The sequence below is a fragment of the Rossellomorea marisflavi genome, assembly GCF_009806575.1.
In the GTDB taxonomy this organism is placed as follows: Bacteria; Bacillota; Bacilli; order Bacillales; family Bacillaceae_B; genus Rossellomorea; species Rossellomorea marisflavi_A.
The window spans coordinates 4,366,126-4,385,073 of sequence record NZ_CP047095.1 but is presented as its reverse complement, the minus strand read 5'-3'; the positions used below and the strand labels follow the sequence as shown (position 1 = coordinate 4,385,073).

At 45.5% G+C, this 18,948-nt stretch carries 15 protein-coding genes, 4 tRNA genes and 1 pseudogene; 17 read left to right on the top strand and 3 right to left on the bottom strand.

Annotation, left to right across the window (positions count from 1 at the left end; genetic code table 11):
- Window positions 1-7 precede the first annotated feature (7 nt).
- Window positions 8-1,735: an ABC transporter ATP-binding protein gene (locus D5E69_RS22445; protein ID WP_048015812.1), complete on the bottom strand. Its 1,728-nt coding sequence runs from the start codon at window positions 1,733-1,735 to the stop codon at window positions 8-10.
- Window positions 1,736-1,947: 212 nt separating this feature from the next.
- Here D5E69_RS22445 and D5E69_RS22440 point away from each other — a divergent pair, with 212 nt between their 5' ends.
- From D5E69_RS22440 to D5E69_RS22360, 17 genes are all read left to right on the top strand, one after another.
- Window positions 1,948-3,240, top strand: a complete 1,293-nt coding sequence (locus D5E69_RS22440) for an adenylosuccinate synthase (RefSeq protein ID WP_048013890.1) — start codon at window positions 1,948-1,950, stop codon at window positions 3,238-3,240.
- A gap of 370 nt (window positions 3,241-3,610) precedes the next feature.
- Complete coding sequence (locus tag D5E69_RS22435; protein ID WP_159130301.1) at window positions 3,611-4,522, top strand: nuclease-related domain-containing protein; 912 nt, start codon at window positions 3,611-3,613, stop codon at window positions 4,520-4,522.
- Window positions 4,523-4,735: 213 nt separating this feature from the next.
- Window positions 4,736-4,811: transfer RNA gene (locus D5E69_RS22430), tRNA-Lys, on the top strand.
- Between the two features lie 10 nt (window positions 4,812-4,821).
- Window positions 4,822-4,893, top strand: a tRNA-Glu gene (locus D5E69_RS22425).
- A 189-nt stretch (window positions 4,894-5,082) separates the two neighbouring features.
- A tRNA-Asp gene (locus D5E69_RS22420) sits at window positions 5,083-5,159 on the top strand.
- A gap of 12 nt (window positions 5,160-5,171) precedes the next feature.
- Window positions 5,172-5,244, top strand: a tRNA-Phe gene (locus D5E69_RS22415).
- Between the two features lie 315 nt (window positions 5,245-5,559).
- The gene (locus D5E69_RS22410) at window positions 5,560-6,990 is read left to right on the top strand and encodes a peptidoglycan DD-metalloendopeptidase family protein (protein WP_159130300.1); all 1,431 of its coding nucleotides are present in this window, start codon (window positions 5,560-5,562) and stop codon (window positions 6,988-6,990) included.
- Window positions 6,991-7,153: 163 nt separating this feature from the next.
- A complete protein-coding gene (gene yycF, locus D5E69_RS22405; RefSeq protein ID WP_048004599.1) occupies window positions 7,154-7,861 on the top strand; it encodes a response regulator YycF in 708 nt (235 codons plus the stop codon).
- A 4-nt stretch (window positions 7,862-7,865) separates the two neighbouring features.
- Window positions 7,866-9,689, top strand: a complete 1,824-nt coding sequence (walK, locus tag D5E69_RS22400) for a cell wall metabolism sensor histidine kinase WalK (RefSeq protein WP_048004600.1) — start codon at window positions 7,866-7,868, stop codon at window positions 9,687-9,689.
- Window positions 9,686-11,047: a YycH family regulatory protein gene (locus D5E69_RS22395; protein ID WP_048004601.1), complete on the top strand. Its 1,362-nt coding sequence runs from the start codon at window positions 9,686-9,688 to the stop codon at window positions 11,045-11,047. Before walK ends, D5E69_RS22395 begins: the two co-directional genes overlap by 4 nt.
- A complete protein-coding gene (locus D5E69_RS22390) occupies window positions 11,034-11,846 on the top strand; it encodes a two-component system regulatory protein YycI (protein ID WP_048004602.1) in 813 nt (270 codons plus the stop codon). Before D5E69_RS22395 ends, D5E69_RS22390 begins: the two co-directional genes overlap by 14 nt.
- A 7-nt stretch (window positions 11,847-11,853) precedes the next feature.
- On the top strand, window positions 11,854-12,648 hold the full coding sequence (locus D5E69_RS22385; protein WP_048015809.1) for an MBL fold metallo-hydrolase: 795 nt from the start codon (window positions 11,854-11,856) through the stop codon (window positions 12,646-12,648).
- 684 nt (window positions 12,649-13,332) lie between these two features.
- Complete coding sequence (locus D5E69_RS22380; RefSeq protein ID WP_159130299.1) at window positions 13,333-14,571, top strand: S1C family serine protease; 1,239 nt, start codon at window positions 13,333-13,335, stop codon at window positions 14,569-14,571.
- Window positions 14,572-14,682: 111 nt separating this feature from the next.
- Window positions 14,683-14,841 (top strand): CxxH/CxxC protein, encoded by a 159-nt coding sequence (locus D5E69_RS22375; protein ID WP_082139223.1) that lies wholly within the window; start codon window positions 14,683-14,685, stop codon window positions 14,839-14,841.
- 98 nt (window positions 14,842-14,939) lie between these two features.
- A complete protein-coding gene (gene rlmH / locus D5E69_RS22370; RefSeq protein ID WP_159130298.1) occupies window positions 14,940-15,419 on the top strand; it encodes a 23S rRNA (pseudouridine(1915)-N(3))-methyltransferase RlmH in 480 nt (159 codons plus the stop codon).
- 622 nt (window positions 15,420-16,041) lie between these two features.
- Window positions 16,042-16,791: a DUF6577 family protein gene (locus tag D5E69_RS22365; RefSeq protein WP_159130297.1), complete on the top strand. Its 750-nt coding sequence runs from the start codon at window positions 16,042-16,044 to the stop codon at window positions 16,789-16,791.
- 10 nt (window positions 16,792-16,801) lie between these two features.
- On the top strand, window positions 16,802-17,893 hold the full coding sequence (locus tag D5E69_RS22360) for a nucleotidyl transferase AbiEii/AbiGii toxin family protein (RefSeq protein WP_159130296.1): 1,092 nt from the start codon (window positions 16,802-16,804) through the stop codon (window positions 17,891-17,893).
- Window positions 17,894-18,014: 121 nt separating this feature from the next.
- Here D5E69_RS22360 and D5E69_RS23930 read toward each other — a convergent pair.
- Both D5E69_RS23930 and D5E69_RS23925 read right to left on the bottom strand, forming a co-directional pair.
- Window positions 18,015-18,380 (bottom strand): annotated as a pseudogene (locus D5E69_RS23930) (transposase); the annotation flags it as partial.
- A complete protein-coding gene (locus D5E69_RS23925; protein WP_159130294.1) occupies window positions 18,353-18,736 on the bottom strand; it encodes a transposase in 384 nt (127 codons plus the stop codon). The gene D5E69_RS23925 and the pseudogene D5E69_RS23930, both read right to left, overlap by 28 nt.
- Window positions 18,737-18,948 lie beyond the last annotated feature (212 nt).

The window sequence follows — 18,948 nt, the reverse complement described above, 5'->3', positions numbered from 1 at the left end:
ATTTTTATTACGAACCGATCGTCGCATTCTGATGAGAATGGAGCCTCGTGAAGATTCCTCCTGCGTCCGAGAGGAGCTCTTCGTGGGTCCCGTCTTCAGCAATGCCATCTTCTGTGACGACGAGGATCCGGTCGGCTTTGCGGATCGTGGCGAGCCTGTGGGCGATGACCAGGGTGGTACGGTCCTTCGCAAGGTCGTTCAAGGCATCCTGGATGATCGCTTCTGTCTCGGTATCAAGGGCCGACGTCGCTTCATCAAGGATGAGGATGCGAGGGTTCTTGAGGAACATCCTCGCAATGGACAGGCGCTGCTTCTGCCCACCGGAGAGCTTGAGTCCACGCTCCCCGATCTCGGTGTCATACCCGTCAGGCAGGGAAGCGATGAGATCCGTCAGATGGGCGCGTCTGGCCGCCTCCTCGATCTCTTCCTGTGTCGCTCCGAGACGTCCGTAGGCGATGTTTTCACGCAGCGTACCGGCAAACAGGAAGACATCCTGCTGCACGATCCCGATCTGGGACCGGAGTGACGCCTTCGTCATGTTGCGGACATCGATGCTGTCGATGGTGATTGCCCCGTCCTGTACATCATAGAAGCGCGGGATGAGGGAGCAGATCGTCGTTTTTCCGGCACCGGATGGTCCGACGAATGCCACCGTCTGTCCCGGTTGGATCGTGAAGGAGAGGTCGTTCAGAATCGGACGTTCCGCTTCATATCCGAACGTCACGTCGCGGAAGGTGATGCGCCCTTCAAGACTCTCCACTTCCACCGCATTCGGACGGTCTTCGATATCCGGCTCCTGATCCATGAGCTCCGTGAAGCGCTTGAAGCCCGCCATCCCTTTCGGATAGAGCTCCAGGAGGGCAGAAATCTTATCAATCGGTTTGAACAGTACGTTGATATACAGGATAAAGGCAACAAGCTCCCCATAAGAAAGGGCGCCGCTGAATGTGAGCCATGCCCCGTACACGAGGATGACCAGCGTCATGAGCCTTGTGGTGATGTAGATTCCGGATAGGTTCACGCTCATCACTTTGTATGCCTTCAGTTTTGATTTACGGAAGAACAGGTTGTTCTTGTTGAAGCGTTCCATTTCATAGGACTCGTTCGTGAACGATTGCACGACACGGGAGCCTGATACGCTATCTTCCACGCGGCTGTTGACGTCTGCAATATTTCCGTACATCTTCGTCCACGCCTTGTTCATCTTGATGTTGGAATACGAAATGAGCCAGATGAGGAACGGCACGATGATGATTGCGACGAGGGCAAGCTTCACATTGATCGTCAGCATGATCCAGAACGCGCCGACGAACGTCATGACGGCAATGAACAAGTCCTCCGGTCCGTGATGGGCAAGCTCCCCGATATCCATGAGGTCATTGGTCACCCGGCTCATGATATGCCCGGTCTTTGTATTATCGAAGAAGCGGAACGACTGGCGCTGCACGTGATGGAACAGCTCCCGCCTCATGTCCGTCTCGATGTTGATGCCGAGCTTATGCCCCCAGTAGTTCACGACGAACTGCATAGACGAGCTGATCAGGTAAAGAAGCAAGAGGCCGATGCTCACCGATACGATCGTGCTCCAATTCCCCTCTGGAAGGAGCGTATCAATGAACCACGATACGGCCATGGGGAATCCAAGTTCCAAGACTCCGACGAGTACGGCACAGAAAAAATCAATATAAAAAAGCCGTCGATGGGGACGGTAATACGAGAAAAATCGTTTGATCATAGGACCACTCCACCTTTATGTAATAGACAAAACATAAGATAATTTTACCATAGCACCGGTGTAGTGAGGAGAAAAGATTCATCATTTTTCACGAACGTATTCATTGTGTTTATTATTAAATGTTCGTGTTTTCGTTGACTTTCTTCCAGTGAGTTGATAAAATAAGCTTGTTTGAAAAAAGGGGAATCACGATTCCCGTCGGAGGTGCTCACATGTCTTCAGTAGTAGTTGTTGGAACACAATGGGGAGACGAAGGAAAAGGAAAGATCACTGATTTCCTTTCTGAACATGCAGAAGTAATCGCACGATATCAAGGCGGAAACAACGCCGGACACACCATCAAATTCGATGGCGAAACTTACAAATTACACTTGATCCCATCTGGAATCTTCTATAATGAAAAAATCTCCGTCATCGGAAACGGTATGGTCGTGGATCCGAAGGCACTCGTACAAGAATTGAAATACCTTCACGACCGTGATGTGAAAACAGACAGCCTGCGCATCAGCAACCGCGCCCACGTCATCCTTCCATACCACTTGAAGCTTGATGAAGTGGAAGAAGAGCGTAAAGGTGCCAATAAGATCGGTACAACGAAAAAAGGAATCGGCCCTGCTTACATGGATAAAGCTGCCCGTATCGGAATCCGTATCGCCGACCTTCTTGACCGCAAGTCATTCGAAGAAAAGCTTGAACGCAACCTTGAAGAAAAGAACCGTCTCCTAGAGCGTTTCTACGAAACAGAAGGCTTCAAGATCGAAGATATCCTTGACGAGTACTATGAGTACGGTCAACAAATCAAGCATTACGTCGTCGATACATCCGTCGTTCTGAACGACGCCATCGACAACGGACGCCGCGTCCTATTCGAAGGAGCACAAGGTGTCATGCTCGATATCGACCAGGGTACATACCCGTTCGTTACATCATCCAACCCGGTAGCTGGTGGCGTGACCATCGGTTCAGGTGTCGGCCCAACGAAGATCAACCACGTTGTCGGTGTATCCAAAGCGTACACGACCCGCGTAGGAGATGGCCCGTTCCCGACTGAACTGACAGACGAAATCGGTGACCAAATCCGTGAAGTCGGCCGCGAATACGGCACAACCACCGGCCGCGCCCGCCGTGTCGGCTGGTTCGACAGCGTCGTCGTCCGTCACGCACGCCGCGTCAGCGGATTGACTGACCTATCACTGAACTCCATCGACGTCCTAACCGGCATCGAAACATTGAAAATTTGTGTCGCCTACAAATACAAAGGCGAAATCATGGAAGAGTTCCCGGCAAACCTCAACATCCTTGCCGAGTGCGAGCCTGTCTACGAAGAGCTTCCAGGCTGGACCGAAGACATCACCGGCTGCAAGACGCTCACAGACCTTCCAGACAACGCACGCCACTACCTCGAGCGCGTCTCACAGCTCACAGGTATCCCGCTATCCATCTTCTCTGTCGGACCGGATCGTTCACAGACGAACGTGGTTCGCAGCGTGTGGAGTGTACGATAAGATTGGTTTGATTGATGGATGGACCTGGCCCTTTGGGGTTGGGTCTTTTTTTGATTGGATTGGTTGGGGGCGGTACGAGTGGAGTTGGGCAGAGGTGGTCGATGTGGGTGGAGTTGATAACATGGGAGCCATGTTGAAAGAAAGGGTTCAAAGTTGAAAGTAAATGAAGAGAGTTGATTAAAAATTTTAGCTGAATTTTAAAGTTGAAAGTATTTGTTTGAAAGTTAAAAGTAAATCTTCTCTTGTTGAAAGTAAATCTGCCAGAGTTGAAAGTAAATTTCACCTCTCAAAAAAAGAAAAATTTATAAGGAAGGATTTTGCCGTTATGAGTCGAAAATAATCTTTACAATAATGAAATAGGAGTGATGCAATGAAGGTCAAAGAACTAAAACCCTCTTTAACCATCCAAAAGTTACAAGCCCTTTCAGAAAGAGTGACAGAGTCTAGTGGAAAGCTCCCCCTCATTCAATCTGATCTTAGGAAGTTCATGTCGGGTTACAATGGGGAAAAATCCTTAGAATACTACCTTTCATTCTTACCTAATGACCAATACTATATTTTACATGACGTTCGGCTATTTAATGGTACGCATTTTTTTCAACTCGATCTTCTTATCATTTCGCATTGTTTTGTCGCAATAGTAGAAGTGAAGAATATGTCCGGTCACCTAACGTTTGACGGGAAATTTAATCAAGTAGTCCAAACCAAAAATGGTGAGCAAAAGGCTTTTCCGGACCCTGTGTTGCAACTTCAGAAGCAAATATCACAATATAGAAGCTGGTTAAAAAACAATGGATACCCTGAGATACCCATCCACGGCTTCATTGTTATGAGTAATCCATATACAGTATTAACCTCTGAAAACTACGAAGACGATAACCTCATCATCCGTCCACAGACCCTCGTATCAAACCTTCAGACACTAATGAATTATTACGAAACCCATCCACTCCCACATCGGATCATAAAGAAAATCTCAAAGCAAACACTTAAGCACCATATACCGGATCAAACTTCTATTTTACTTAGGTATGGTTTGGAGAAAAATGATATTCATCCTGGAGTCAAATGTCCCCAATGTTCTTTCCTACCGATGGATCGTATATATAAGTTCTGGAGATGCATTAAGTGTGATTTTAAAGCCAAGGATGCCCATTTCACGGCTGTACGAGATTATTTCCTGCTACTCAGTAATACAATAACGAATCAACAGTGTAGAGAGTTCCTTCTCATCGATTGTCTTGCATTGGCAAACCGCCTCCTCCAATCCACCCCCACCTAACAAAATCCGGCCACTACAAAAGCACGTTCTACACCATTTCCGAGCAAATAAACCTCTAAATTATTCCCCGAGAAATAATTTTCGACGAAAAAAGACAAAAAACTATTGCAGGAGTGTTTTGCTCTGTGATAATATTAATTTCGTTGTCACGAAAGAGGCCTGATAGATGTAAGATATAAACGGCCGAATCGTGTTTATATATATCCTTTTTTAGAGCCATTAGCTCAGTTGGTAGAGCATCTGACTTTTAATCAGAGGGTCGAAGGTTCGAATCCTTCATGGCTCACCATTATTTTTGTGGCCCGTTGGTCAAGCGGTTAAGACACCGCCCTTTCACGGCGGTAACACGGGTTCGAATCCCGTACGGGTCATTTTTTCATTCCTTCATTGGGATTTAAAAATAGACGATCCACCATGTGGGTCGCAAATTTTTATTCGTGATTTGTCGAAATTTTCCGGATTTAAAAGGTTTCGGCGTTTGATGTAGGATGTTTAACACCTATGTCGAGTTGGGTCACGAATGTGTTGTAGATTTATTTTCGCTATTGCGAAAAAAAGTTGGTCCGGTAGTTCAGTTGGTTAGAATGCCTGCCTGTCACGCAGGAGGTCGCGGGTTCGAGTCCCGTCCGGACCGCCATTTTCATATTGTGGCTCAGTAGCTCAGTTGGTAGAGCAATGGACTGAAAATCCATGTGTCGGCAGTTCGATTCTGTCCTGAGCCATTTATAAAAAGTACTGCGACGACGTTGCCTCTCGTAGTACTTTTTTATTATGTTTTTTGTCATCCCTCTGTAATATTCCCCGCTCGTTTTACCCATGTTTCCCCATGTTTATTGCAATGTCCTTACATTCCCAGTTCCCTCTATGACAAGCTTCACAGCTCTTCTATCAATCGATTGTCCTAGTCGTTGATACAGTTTTTTTACAATCATGATACATCAGCCCGGAATTCGTTGAAATATGGTAAATTGGGTTGGTATGAGTGATTGAAAGACTACTACGATAGACATGCATGTCTTGTAATAGGAGGAAAATCAATGAAATTGGGGTTACCATCATCACCGTTTCCCTCGCTGAAAAGAGCAGGTGCGATTGCCCTTGTGCTGGGAGCATTTACTACGGCGTCGAGTGCTTCTGCTGCTGAGGACTTTAAGACGGTGTATCATGTATATATGGATTCTGAGTATGTCGGGGCCGTGACGGATAAAGCGGAAGTGGATGCTGTGCTTGAGAAGAAGCTTTCCAAAGCCATGGATGAACATAAGGATATCGATCTTGATTTTAATAAAGAAGTAACATACATACCTGAAGATGTATTTACGATTGAATCACAGGATCAGGACGTGTTGAATACCGTCCAGAATTCGGTTTCTGTCGAGGCGAATGCCTATGCCGTGGAGGTGGACGGTGAGCCGGTGGCCTACGTGAAGGATGAGAAGGACGCCGAGGACGTGCTCAAGGCGTTCAAACTCAATCACGTGTCGAAAAAAGAACTGGAAGATTACGAGAATCGTAAGGACGACGAGTCACTGCCGGAGCTCGGGGAGAATGAGTCCAGGATCTTGGATCTTTCGTTCAAGGAGCAGGTGGAGACGAAGGAAGCGAAGGTCGATCCGGATGAAGTGGTTTCGGTGAAAGAGGCTGCGAAGGATCTTGAGTCTGGTAAAGTCGAAGAGAAGGATTACAAAGTGGAGCGCGGCGACAGCCTTGGGGAAATTGCCAAGGAGCATGACCTCTCCATGGATGACATCCTCGACTTGAACAAGGGCGTGAAGGCTGACGAGGCGCTGAAGGTCGGTGAGAAGCTTGTGATCAAGGAATCTGAACCATTTCTTCATATGGTGGTGAAGAAGGAAGTCAACAAGCTTGAAGCAATCGACTATGAGAAGAAAGTGAAAGACGATGCGTCCATGACGAAGGGCGATACAAAGGTCGAGCAGGCCGGTAAAGAAGGCGAGAAATCCGTGACCTATGAGGTGACCGAAGAGAACGGTGCGGTTGAATCAAAGGACGTGAAGGATGAGGAAACGCTGAAGAAGCCTGTGGACTATATCGTCCTTAAAGGAACAAAGGAGATCCCTGGCCGCGGGAACGGAAACTTCGTCTGGCCGACGAACGGGGGATACATCTCCTCCAAGCAGGGTGAGCGCTGGGGTAAATTCCATAAGGGAATCGATATCGCGCGTCCGACCGATCATACGATCAAGACCGTGGATAACGGTGTTGTCGAGTCGGCAGGATGGAATGACGGCGGCTACGGCAACAAGATCGTCATTGATCATCAGAATGGCTATAAGACGATTTACGGACATTTGGCTTCCATCTCTGTAAAGGCCGGTCAGAAGGTCGAGCAGGGCCAGAAGATCGGCGTGATGGGGGATACGGGGCAATCGACCGGAATCCACCTGCACATCGAAGTGTATAAGGACGGAAAGATGCTGAATCCATTGGACGTACTTCATCAATAGATTTCATCACGAGGGGACTGACATCCATTTTGCAATGTCAGTCCCCTTTGTTATATTGGGAAGAAGGAGTTTTCTGAGTAAAAGGTGATTTAATATGAAGAAAGTGATAAATTTAAAGAGAGTATCCTGAATCAAATTCGTTTAAATAAGGAGATCAATTCATATGGATAAGAAAATTCTAGTCGTTGACGATGAAAAACCCATTGCTGATATACTGCAGTTCAATTTAAAAAAAGAAGGATATGAGGTTCACTGTGCGTATGACGGGGATGAAGCCGTGCGCATGGCAGAGGAAATCAAGCCGGACCTTGTGCTTCTTGATATTATGCTTCCAAACCGTGACGGCATGGAAGTGTGCCGTGAAATCCGGAAAAAATATGAGATGCCGATCATCATGTTGACGGCGAAGGACTCAGAGATCGACAAAGTCCTCGGCCTTGAGCTTGGTGCGGATGATTATGTAACCAAACCGTTCAGTACACGCGAGCTGATCGCCCGTGTGAAGGCGAATCTTCGCCGTCACCAGCAGGGTGCGGCCCAGGTGGAAGAGGATGAGAATAATGAAATCACGATCGGTTCACTCACGATCCATCCCGATGCGTATGTCGTGTCGAAGCGTGGAGACACCATTGAGCTGACCCATCGTGAGTTCGAGCTGCTTCATTATCTTGCAAAGCATATCGGACAAGTCATGACCCGTGAGCATCTCTTGCAGACGGTGTGGGGCTATGACTACTACGGGGATGTCCGTACGGTCGATGTGACGGTGCGTAGGCTCCGCGAGAAGATCGAGGATAATCCGAGCCATCCGACGTGGATCGTGACGCGACGGGGTGTCGGGTACTACTTGAGAAACCCAGAACAGGAGTAATCGGATGAAGAAAGTCGGATTGACCCGTTCCATCCATCTTAAGTTCGTGATGATCTATGTACTCCTGATCCTGCTCGCCATGCAGATCATCGGGGTGTACTTTGTCCGCTCCCTTGAGGAACGGTTTGTGAATAACTTCAAGACCTCCATCCAGAACAGGGTGGAGATCCTTCAGTATACGGTGAAAGAAGAAATGCTCAAAACCCGGACCGATACCGATCCGAAGCTTGAGGACGATCTGAACCGGATTCTGAGGGACAGCAGGACGAACGATATCTCGGAGATCCGGGTGATCAACGCGAAGAGCCGGGTCATCGGGACGTCTGGACAGAATGAGCAGAACCTCATCGGCCAGGCAGCCGGGGAAAAGGAAGTCAAGCGGGCCCTTGCCCTCGGTATCAACCATAATGACATTTATTTTGATAAAAAATCAGGTGATCGGATTTGGGTGTTCACGGAACCGATCGAGAGCAATAACGAAGTGATCGGGGCAATGTTCGTCGTCGGACAGATCGAGACGGTCTATGATCAGATGAATGAGATCAATGCGATTTTCACGAGGGGGACGATCATCGCCCTTGTCATCACGGCGATCCTTGGGGTGCTTCTGGCCCAGACGATCACGCGGCCGATTTCCGATATGCGGAAGCAGGCCCTGGCCATGTCGAAGGGGAATTTCTCCCGGAAGGTCAAGGTGTACGGGTATGATGAAATCGGTCAGCTCGCCATCACCTTCAATAACCTGACGAAACGGCTTCAGGACTCCCAGGCGTCGACAGAAGGGGAGCGAAGGAAGCTGTCCTCCGTCCTTTCCTATATGACGGACGGGGTCATCGCCACCGACCGGAAAGGCCGGGTCATCCTCATCAACGATCCCGCAGCAAACATGCTGAATGTTTCACGTGAAACGGTGGTGTCTCAACCAATCGTTTCCCTTCTTGGGATCGAAGAAGAGTATAGCTTCGAGGATCTTTCCAATACCCAGGACTCCATCATCCTGGACTACAGTACGAATGAAAAGCCGTATATCCTGCGCGCGAATTTCTCCATCATCCAGAAGGAGACGGGCTTCGTGAACGGCTTGATCACCGTGCTTCATGATATTACGGAGCAGGAGAAGATCGACCTGGAACGCCGTGAATTCGTGGCGAACGTGTCCCATGAGCTCCGGACGCCGCTCACGACGATGCGAAGCTACCTGGAGGCCCTTGCAGAAGGAGCCTGGCAGGACGAGAATATCGCACCGCGTTTCCTTGATGTCACCCAGAATGAAACCGAGCGGATGATCCGTCTCGTCAATGACCTGCTGCAGCTGTCGAAGATGGACAGCAAGGACTACCGGTTCAACAGGGACTGGATGGACTTCATCGGGTTCTTCCATAAGATCATCGATCGCTTCGAGATGTCGAAGAATCAGGATGTCCGCTTCGTGCGGATCCTTCCCGATCAGGCGATGTTCGTCGAGATCGATCAGGATAAAATCACGCAGGTTTTGGATAATATCATTTCCAATGCGCTCAAGTATTCTCCGGAAGGCGGAACGATCACGTTCATCGTCGAGGAGAAGAATGGGTTCATTGAAATCAGCATTTCCGACCAGGGGCTCGGGATTCCGAAAGACAATCTCGGTAAAATCTTCGAGCGGTTCTACCGCGTCGATAAAGCGCGGACCCGTCAAATGGGTGGAACCGGCCTTGGTCTTGCCATCGCGAAGGAAATGATCACTGCGCATGGCGGCGATATCTGGGCGGACAGTGTAGAAGGAAAAGGGACGACCATCACCTTTACCCTGCCTTATGACGCTCTTCAAGAGGATGATTGGTCATGAACTACGAAAAATTCAAATCCATACTGCTGACCGTCCTGGTGGCGATCAGCATCTTCCTGACCTACAGTCTATGGACGTATCAACCACGTTATGAAACAATCGAGGATCAGGATAACCCCGTGAAAGTGACCGTCGGGGAAAAGCGCCCGGAAGATGAGCTTGCGCCTTCGTTGATCAAGCCGTTCAAACTTCTGTACCACCAGGCCGATAAGACCCTCGGTACGTCGAATCAAAAAGAGATCGATAAGGTCATGGAGGACATCGGGACGTGGAACGTCTATGATTTTTCCCAGGTGCAATTGAGCGAACAAGATCTAAAGGAAGTGTCCAAGGGAGAAAATCGCATCGAAATCATCTTCCCTGACAATGTCCCTCTATCGGTCTACAGCCAGATCCTGAATCTGGACAGCTCGTCGGTTCCGAGAGCCGATTTCGAACGTATCATCATCGATTTGAATGATAAGGGGCTTGATTCCAGTGCCGTTTTCTTCCTGCCAAAGGAAACGAAAAAGGGGACGACCAGCGTTTATACAGCCCGTGTCGACCAGAACAGCGTCAACACGTTCGCCAGTCGATATTTGAAAAAGCTCTCCCTTCAATATACAGAGTATATGGAATATGCGCTGACGGACGACCGGACGATCTATCTGCCGCTTGCGAAGGATGAATACATCAGCTATCAGTATTTCACCGACCTGGATTCCATAGAGGATTATAAGAATGCCCTGTTTATCGATGGGAAGAGCATCAATCTCTCGTCAAACGGAAATGTCGACACGTATATCTCTGTGTACAGTCTGATGACCGTGAATAAAGATTACAACACGCTCTCCTTCGTGTATCCCACAGAGGAGAGAGTCGAGCCGTGGCCGTCTTATCATCTGCTTACGGAGACCATGAGCTTCGTCAATGAGCACGGCGGTTGGACCGATAAGAACTTCCAATTCTTCTCGATCAATCCGGATCAGAACAAAGTCACCTACCGACTCTTCGTCCAGAATCTTCCGGTATTCAATGATCAGGGAATGGCGGAAATCACGGAGACGGTGGGGACCAACTCGGTCAATAAGTATAGCCGCCCTTATTTCACACTGGACTTCTCATCCAGCGACTTCTCGTCGAGCGCTGTGTCGAAAGAACAGCTTCCAAGCGGTGCCTCTGTCATTACGATGCTCCAGGACGCGAAGAGCATCGATCTCGATTCCGTGCAGGATATCGTGGTCGGATACAAGATGACCCGAAACCCGGAGGATAGCCGGAAGCTGAACTTTGAGCCTTCCTGGTATTATAAGTACGACGGTAATTGGATCAGACTGGATACGGAGCAAAAGGAGGATGTCTTGAATGGATTGGAGTAAGACGAAAACGATCTTCATCGTCGTATTTCTCATCTTGAACGTCTTCCTGGTCTCCACGTTTATCAGCAAGGTCTCTGAAAGCAACCTCGATACCCTCGGTCAGTGGACGATTGATGAACAGCTGAAGTCTGAGAATATCAAGTATCCGAAGGACCTCTCCAGTGAAGTCGTGAGGGAACCGTATATTGAAGCGGTGGCGAAGAAGTTCAAATCAGAGGATCTGAAGGACTTGAAAAATCAGGATGCTCGAATTATGAACGAGAATACGATAAACTCAGTATTGAAGGATCCTTTACCGATCAGTGAGAAATTCAAGCCCGAAGAACTCAATGAGTTCATGAAGGTGAACATGATCGATGGGGACAAGTACAGCTACTGGGATATTGATAAAGAAAAAGGAACGATCACCTATTTCCAGACGTACAAGGATAGGAAGATCTACAATAATACGAACGGGATGATCGTGTTCCAGCTCAATCAGAGCAATGAAATCGTCTCGTACACCCAGACGATGTTCGACAGCATCAAGGAACTGAGCGACGAGCAAAAACCGATCATCACCCCGTTTGCAGCATTCGGCAACCTCTATAACACCCAGCGCATTCCTGCTGGCAGCACTGTGGAACGGCCGGTTCTCGGCTACTCCACCTTTGTGCCTTGGGAGGAATCCCAGGTGCTGGCCCCTACATGGCATTTCGTCGTGAAGAATGGGGATGAGACAGAGGATTACTATCAGAACGCCTTCGAAGGACAATTTTTGGAGACGAGCACGACAGATAAAGACAAACCATTGGAGTGAGAGAAACATGAGCATGCATTTTAGTGTACTTGCTTCCGGCAGTACAGGAAATGCCATATTCGTTGAGAACGAAGAGCACTCCTTCCTCGTCGATGCCGGATTCAGCGGCAAGCAGATGGAAGGATTGTTCAGCCAGATCGGACGGAAGATCGAAGACCTGTCCGGCATCCTCGTCACCCATGAGCATAGCGATCACATCAAGGGCCTCGGCGTCCTTGCACGGAAGTACAAGCTTCCCATCTATGCGAATCAGAAGACGTGGAACGCCATGGACGGTCTCGTGGGGAATATCGATACCGAGCAGAAATTCACCTTTGACATGGAAACGGCCAAGCATTTCGGCGGCATGAGCATCGAGTCATTCGGTGTGTCCCATGATGCAGCGGAGCCGATGTTCTATGTGTTCCATCATGGCGAGAAGAAACTTGTCCTCATGACGGATACAGGCTACGTGAGCGACCGTATGAAGGGTATCATTGCGAATGCCGATACGTATGTGTTCGAAAGCAATCATGATGTGGGGATGCTCCGAATGGGGCGTTACCCGTGGAACATCAAGCGACGCATCCTGAGCGATGTGGGGCATGTGTCGAATGAAGATGCGGCGATTGCCATGGCCGAGGTGGCTGGCGATCGGACGAAGAATTTTTATTTGGCGCATTTGAGCTTGGATAATAATATGAAGGATCTGGCAAGGATGAGCGTTTCGCAGACGTTGGAGACGAAGGGTATTCTTGTTGGGGAGCAGTTTGATCTTTTGGATACGGATCCGAAGGTTCCTACGCCGCTTGTAGCTGTGTGATGGAAGGTTTATCCTTTGTTTGGCAAGGGGTAGAGTAAGGGTGGAGGCTTTCGGGTCTTCATCCTTTTTTGTATTTTTGAGCTTGGCTAGCTTTTAGTGATAAGATGGGGCGTTTCGTTTCGCTTCGGCTGACCGCTTTCCTGCGGAGAGGAAGTCGAGCCTCCTCGTGCCTGCGGGGTCTCGACCTTTCCTCTGGTTTCCGCGGGAGTCGGTCGGCCTCCGCTGCACTGCACTACTGCGTGATATGGGAGTTAGTGCATAGAGGGGTGCGTCTCAATACCCCTTTCTTCTGTTTTATTGGTGGGGAAGAGAGATGGGATGTTTCGTTCCGCTTCGGCCGACCGCTTTCCTGCGGAGAGGAAGTCGAGCCTCCTCGTGCCTGCGGGGTCTCGACCTTTCCTCTGTTTCCGCGGGAGTCGGTCGGCCTCCGCTGCACTGCACTAGTGGTTGATATGAGGTGTTAGTGCATAGATGAGGCAAGCATCAACCCTCCTTCCCTTCATTTTAGTTGTGTGGGGATTTGAAAAGATGGGTTTTTGCGCCTTGAATGTTCACAAAATTGCCTCTATATCATCATGGTTTTCTTACTTTTTTTTCATCAGTTTCTAATTTAATCTGACTATAATGAGGGTAGTAAAGAAAAACTAACGAATGGACTAATAATGGAGAAAGGATGAAGAATAGATGGGATATTATGATCAGGGACCCTCTTCGGAGAATAGGGAAAGAAGGAGACGAGGAGGCGGCGGGATTTTCTTCTCGGGTTTGATTGGTGTGATTGTCGGTGCGCTTTTAGTGCTGGTGGCGGTACCTCAGTTGACCGGGACCGATTTGTTCGGTTCGAATAATAATGCGAACGGCGTGACGACTGAGAATAAGGTGGATAGTGCGAAAACGGAGAATGTGGCGGTCGATGTATCGTCGGATGTCACGAAAGCCGTTGAAAAAGCCGGTGATTCTGTTGTCGGGATCAGCAACATCCAGTCTCAGAGCTTCTGGGGTCAATCCGGTAATGACGGATCTCAAACCCAGGAAGCGGGATCAGGTTCCGGTGTCATCTACAAGCGTGAAGGGGACAAGGTCCTCATCGTCACGAACAACCACGTTATTGAAGGGGCCGATCAGCTTGAAGTCACCCTTTCAGATGGGTCCAAAGTAAAAGCTAATGCTCGCGGTGCCGATCAGTGGACGGATCTTGCGGTCATTGAAATCGAGGGCAGCAATGTAAAAGACAGTGCCATTGCGAAATTCGGTGACTCTGATAAATTGAAACAGGGTGAACCGGTCATCGCCATCGGTAACCCCCTTGGCCTTCAGTTCTCAGGTTCTGTGACACAAGGGATCGTGTCCGGTGTGAACCGTACGATTCCGGTTGATATCAACCAGGACGGCGTTGAAGACTGGAATACGGAAGTCATCCAGACGGATGCGGCCATCAACCCTGGTAACAGCGGTGGAGCACTCGTCAATATTTCCGGTCAGCTTGTCGGAATCAACTCCATGAAGATCGCCCAGGACGCCGTTGAAGGAATCGGTCTTGCAATTCCAATCAACTCTGCTCAACCGATCATAGAAGATCTTGAAGAGCATGGAGAAGTGAAACGTCCTTCAATGGGAATCACGCTCCAAGATGTGAGCGAAGTATCATCGTATCACCAACAAGAAACATTGAAGCTTCCTAAAGATGTGAAATCAGGCGTGTTGGTTCGCCAGGTTATGCCTAACTCGCCAGCAGCCCAAGCAAAGCTGCAAGAGCTTGATGTCATCGTTGAGCTTGATGGTGAGAAAATTGAAAGTACCGTCGACTTGCGGAAACATCTTTACACGAAGAAAAAAGTCGGCGACTCCATGAAGGTGAAATTCTACCGCGACGGAAAACTTCAAGAAGTCACAATGAAATTAACGGATGAATCACAATTGTAATATGTGGATAACGTAAAAGCAGGAAGAGGGCATCCCTTTCCTGCTTTTTCTTTACGTGTTATGATAACCTGTGGATAAGTATAAAAACATAGCAAAAGGAGTCGATTCAGCATGATTAACTGCTGCCTGGAACACGTGGAACTCGCACTCGACATCGCCGTCGATGAGCATGAGGTCGCGCCTAAACTGGAAGAGCTTCCAAAGGAAAAACAGTTATCCACAACCTGTGAATATTGTGGGAATAACGCAATATATGTAGTGGCGAACTAATATTCCCCCACGACATATGGATGGGTTTTGTGGATATGTGGATAAATTCTGTGGATAATATGTTTGTAATCTGTTTGTAAAGAGAGTGTGGATAAACCATGAACATCACCATCATCACCGTCGGTAAACTGAAAGAAAAATACCTGAAGCAAGGAATCGCCGAATACACGAAACGACTCGGGGCCTACGCCAAAATCGACATCGTCGAGCTCGCCGATGAAAAAGCCCCCGAAGTCCTGAGCGACTCCGAGATGCAGCAGGTCAAAAACAAAGAAGGCGAGCGCATCCTCTCCAAGATCTCCCCGGACCACCACGTCATCGCCCTCGCCATCCAGGGCAAAATGAAATCCTCCGAGGAACTAGCCGACACCCTCGACAAACTCGCCACCTACGGCAAAAGCAAAGTCGCCTTCATCATCGGTGGATCACTTGGGCTAAGTGATGATGTATTGAAGCGGGCCGATGAAAAACTATCGTTTTCAAAGATGACGTTTCCTCATCAGCTGATGCGATTGGTGCTGGTGGAGCAGCTTTATCGGGCTTTTCGGATTAATCGGGGGGAACCGTATCACAAATAGTGGTAAAACAAAGAGTAGAATTGATTATAGGAAGAGAGTGGCAAAATAAATTAGTAAAATAAATTGAAAGAATGTTTCAAATGACAGGTATAAATTCCTGTCTTTTTTATTTTTTTGAATGAAACCCCATTTTATATTATTTATATTATATTTAGTCAAAAACGCACACTCTTTTCATTAACAACTATTAGTTATTAAAAATTAGATAATATACACAAACAAACGGAAATATTAAAGAAAAAAATCCGATTGTTTGGTTTTTATAGTTTCTTTAAAGGATATAACTTCTTAGAGCTTTTAATAATATTATTAAATAACCAACAAACGGATATTTATTTAGTTTACATCCAAATGTTTGTTTTTCCTTTAATTTTTTTAAGAAATATAAGATGGCATAGAAATCATATGTCATACTAACTTTTATTGATATTATAGAAAATAAACAAATGGGTATATAAATATTTAAATCCCAAATGTTTGTTTTTAAAAAAATAAATAATAGTGTGGTTTAGTACTTAAATTTTTAGGTGTATAATGGAAATAGAAAGTTCAAACAAACGGATATACAGATATTTAAATCCCAAATGTTTGTTTTTTAGTAAAATAGAAAGAGGTGATAAAAGTGAGCGATAAATTTCGTATATCGGAAGTGAAAAGAAACTTTTTAAACAGACCTTTTACAAGTAGAGAGTTATATCATTTTTATTTAAATTATGAGCCTGATTTAAATGAAAATACTTTTAGATGGAGGATTTACAATTTAAAGAAGGAAGGAATAATTACAAGTGTTAAAAGAGGAACTTATATGTTGGAGAGTAGAATAGACTTTATTCCACCTATAAATCTAAGTTTAAAAAGGATGTATAACAAAATAAAAGAACAGTTTCCATATATCGATATTAGTATTTGGGAAACTAATTGGTTGAACAATTATATGGTACATCAACCAAGAACTGATAATGTAATTGTAGAAGTTGATAAGGATGCAATGGAATCAGTATTTTCACTACTTCAAGAAACAAGAAGTAACGTTTTTTTAAACCCAAGTAAAAATGAAATAGACACTTATTTATTAACTGGAAAAAACAATATAGTTGTCAAAAATTTAGTTGTTGAATCTCCAATTCAATTACAAGAAAAAATTCATGTCCCTAAAATAGAGAAAATATTAGTAGATTTATTTATTGAAAAAGACTTATTTATAATGTATCAGGGCAAGGAATTAGCAAATATTTATGAATTGATTTTTGAAACATTTAATATTAATCAGTCAACTTTAAATAGGTACGCAACAAAAAGGAATGTAAAAGAACGTTTAATGGATTTTATTTTAGAGGAAACATCTATAGATAAAAAATATATATTTATATGAGGTGAAATAGTTGCTGGGAGAGGTTACGTTTACAAAGGATTGGATTGAGGAAGCAAGCAAAAGATATGGAAATAGGAGAAAAAAGGCCGATCCAGAATTGATAGAAAAAGTAACAAAAGCACTACATCTACTTGAAACATTAACGTGTACAGGATTAGATTTCATTTTTAAAGGTGGAACATCTTTATTGCTGTTATTTCAACAAATCCATCGATTTTCAATTGATATCGATATAATTATTGAAAATACTAAGGAAAATACAAATATAGGTTCTGCGTTAGATGAAGTAATAAAAAATAGTGGTGTATTTCTGAGGTATGAAGAAAATAAAAGATACTCTGATAAAGATATCCCTAAAGCACATTATAAAATATATTATATTTCAGTGTTGGATGGAATTGAAAAGTACATACTTTTAGATATATTATTTGAAAAAAGTCATTATAGTCAGATAGTGCATAAAGACATTAATTGTGATTTTATAAATTATAAAGAGCCTGCGAGGTTTGTTAACATTCCTAGTATAGATTGTATATTGGGTGATAAATTAACAGCATTTGCACCGAATACAACAGGTATACCATACGGCAAGAATAAAGAATTAGAAATAGTAAAGCAATTATTTGATGTAGCAAATTTATTTGATTTAATGAGTGACAGTGATACTGTAAGAGAGACGTTCAAATCAATGGCACAACAAGAACTTCAATATAGGGGATTGGAGAAAGACTATACATATTTAGATGTTCTTGATGATATATTTTATACATCAAAAATAATAGGATCTCGTGGTGGGATAGAGCGAAATATTTTTTTAGATTTAGAAAAGGGTGTTCGATCAATTAAAGATTACATATTTTCAATGAATTATATTATTGAATCGGCTGTAAATAGTGCATCAAAGGCTGCTTACCTTTCCTTATTATTAAAACATGAAATTGAAATAGAAAGATTCCACAAGGATATCGATCTAAATTTATATACGATAAATTCTCCAGATTTTAAAAACTTTAATAGAATAAAGAAGTTTGATCCAGAGGCTTATTATTATTGGTATAAATGTATAGAAATATTAGAGAAGGGGTATTTTTCTAAAGTTTAATAAAATAAAAACTCCCAAAATTAGATAAAATTGGTATAATTATTCAAATAGTAGGTAATTAGGCAAAAGTAAGGTTATTCACCAAAAGTCGTGGTTGAAAACAATGACCTGTTTCTGAGCGAATGCGAAGAAACAGGTTCTTTTCATTTCGATAACCAAATCCGCGACGTTTAATCAACTTAATTTTGTTATTCGTCCCTTCCATGATTCCGTTGGAATAAGGAGATAAAATGGTTTGGATCATCGGTTCATATCGTGCCTGAATCGTTTTCATAATAGAGGCAGCTACTCCGCACTCGTGAAAGCCAAAACGCTTGATCAGGTCATCCAATCGGCGTTTGGATTGGTGGGTCCCTTGAGATTTCAAGACATAACGCACATGCTGAAGAAGGTGGTAAAGCTGCCGTGTCGTCCAGTCCTCCTCCAGCCAAGAGACGACATGGGAGTGTTCTTCTTTGGTTAACTGCGTTGCATAACCGTCAAGCACCGATCAATGAATCGAGCTTTGAAAGACTTCTTGGCGGACTGAAGATACTTTCGCCTTCTCTTCAGGGCCTCCGTACAAAACTGGATCAGGTGAAAGCGATCCAACACATGATAAGCGAAGGGTGTGATGGATGCCATGGCCTTGGCCATAACCGGCGCAAAATCACTGATGATGGTGTGAGCTTTTGAACCGACCACTCTGAGGAGCTTTTCTACGTCTGTCTGGTCCCGGCCAGGTTCAAGGTGAAGGACCTGACCGGTGTCCGCATCGAGTGCGGCCATGGCATAATCGTGTCCTTTTCGGAGGGCAAACTCGTCGATACAGATGTGCTTCGCTGTTTGAGTTTGATGATCCATTTCGGTTGAAGTATGGTCATAAAACCAGCGCTCAAGCGTAGTATAAGGAATGCCATATTCGTCTGAGACCTGTGTGAGGGGACGACCGTGGCAACGCTTTACGATTTGTTCACGAAAATAAGCCGTCGATCCTCGTTGTAGACCAAGCTCAAAATCGTATGTGAACGTTAGATCACATGAAACACACCGTTGGCGAACACTCTCCATTTCCA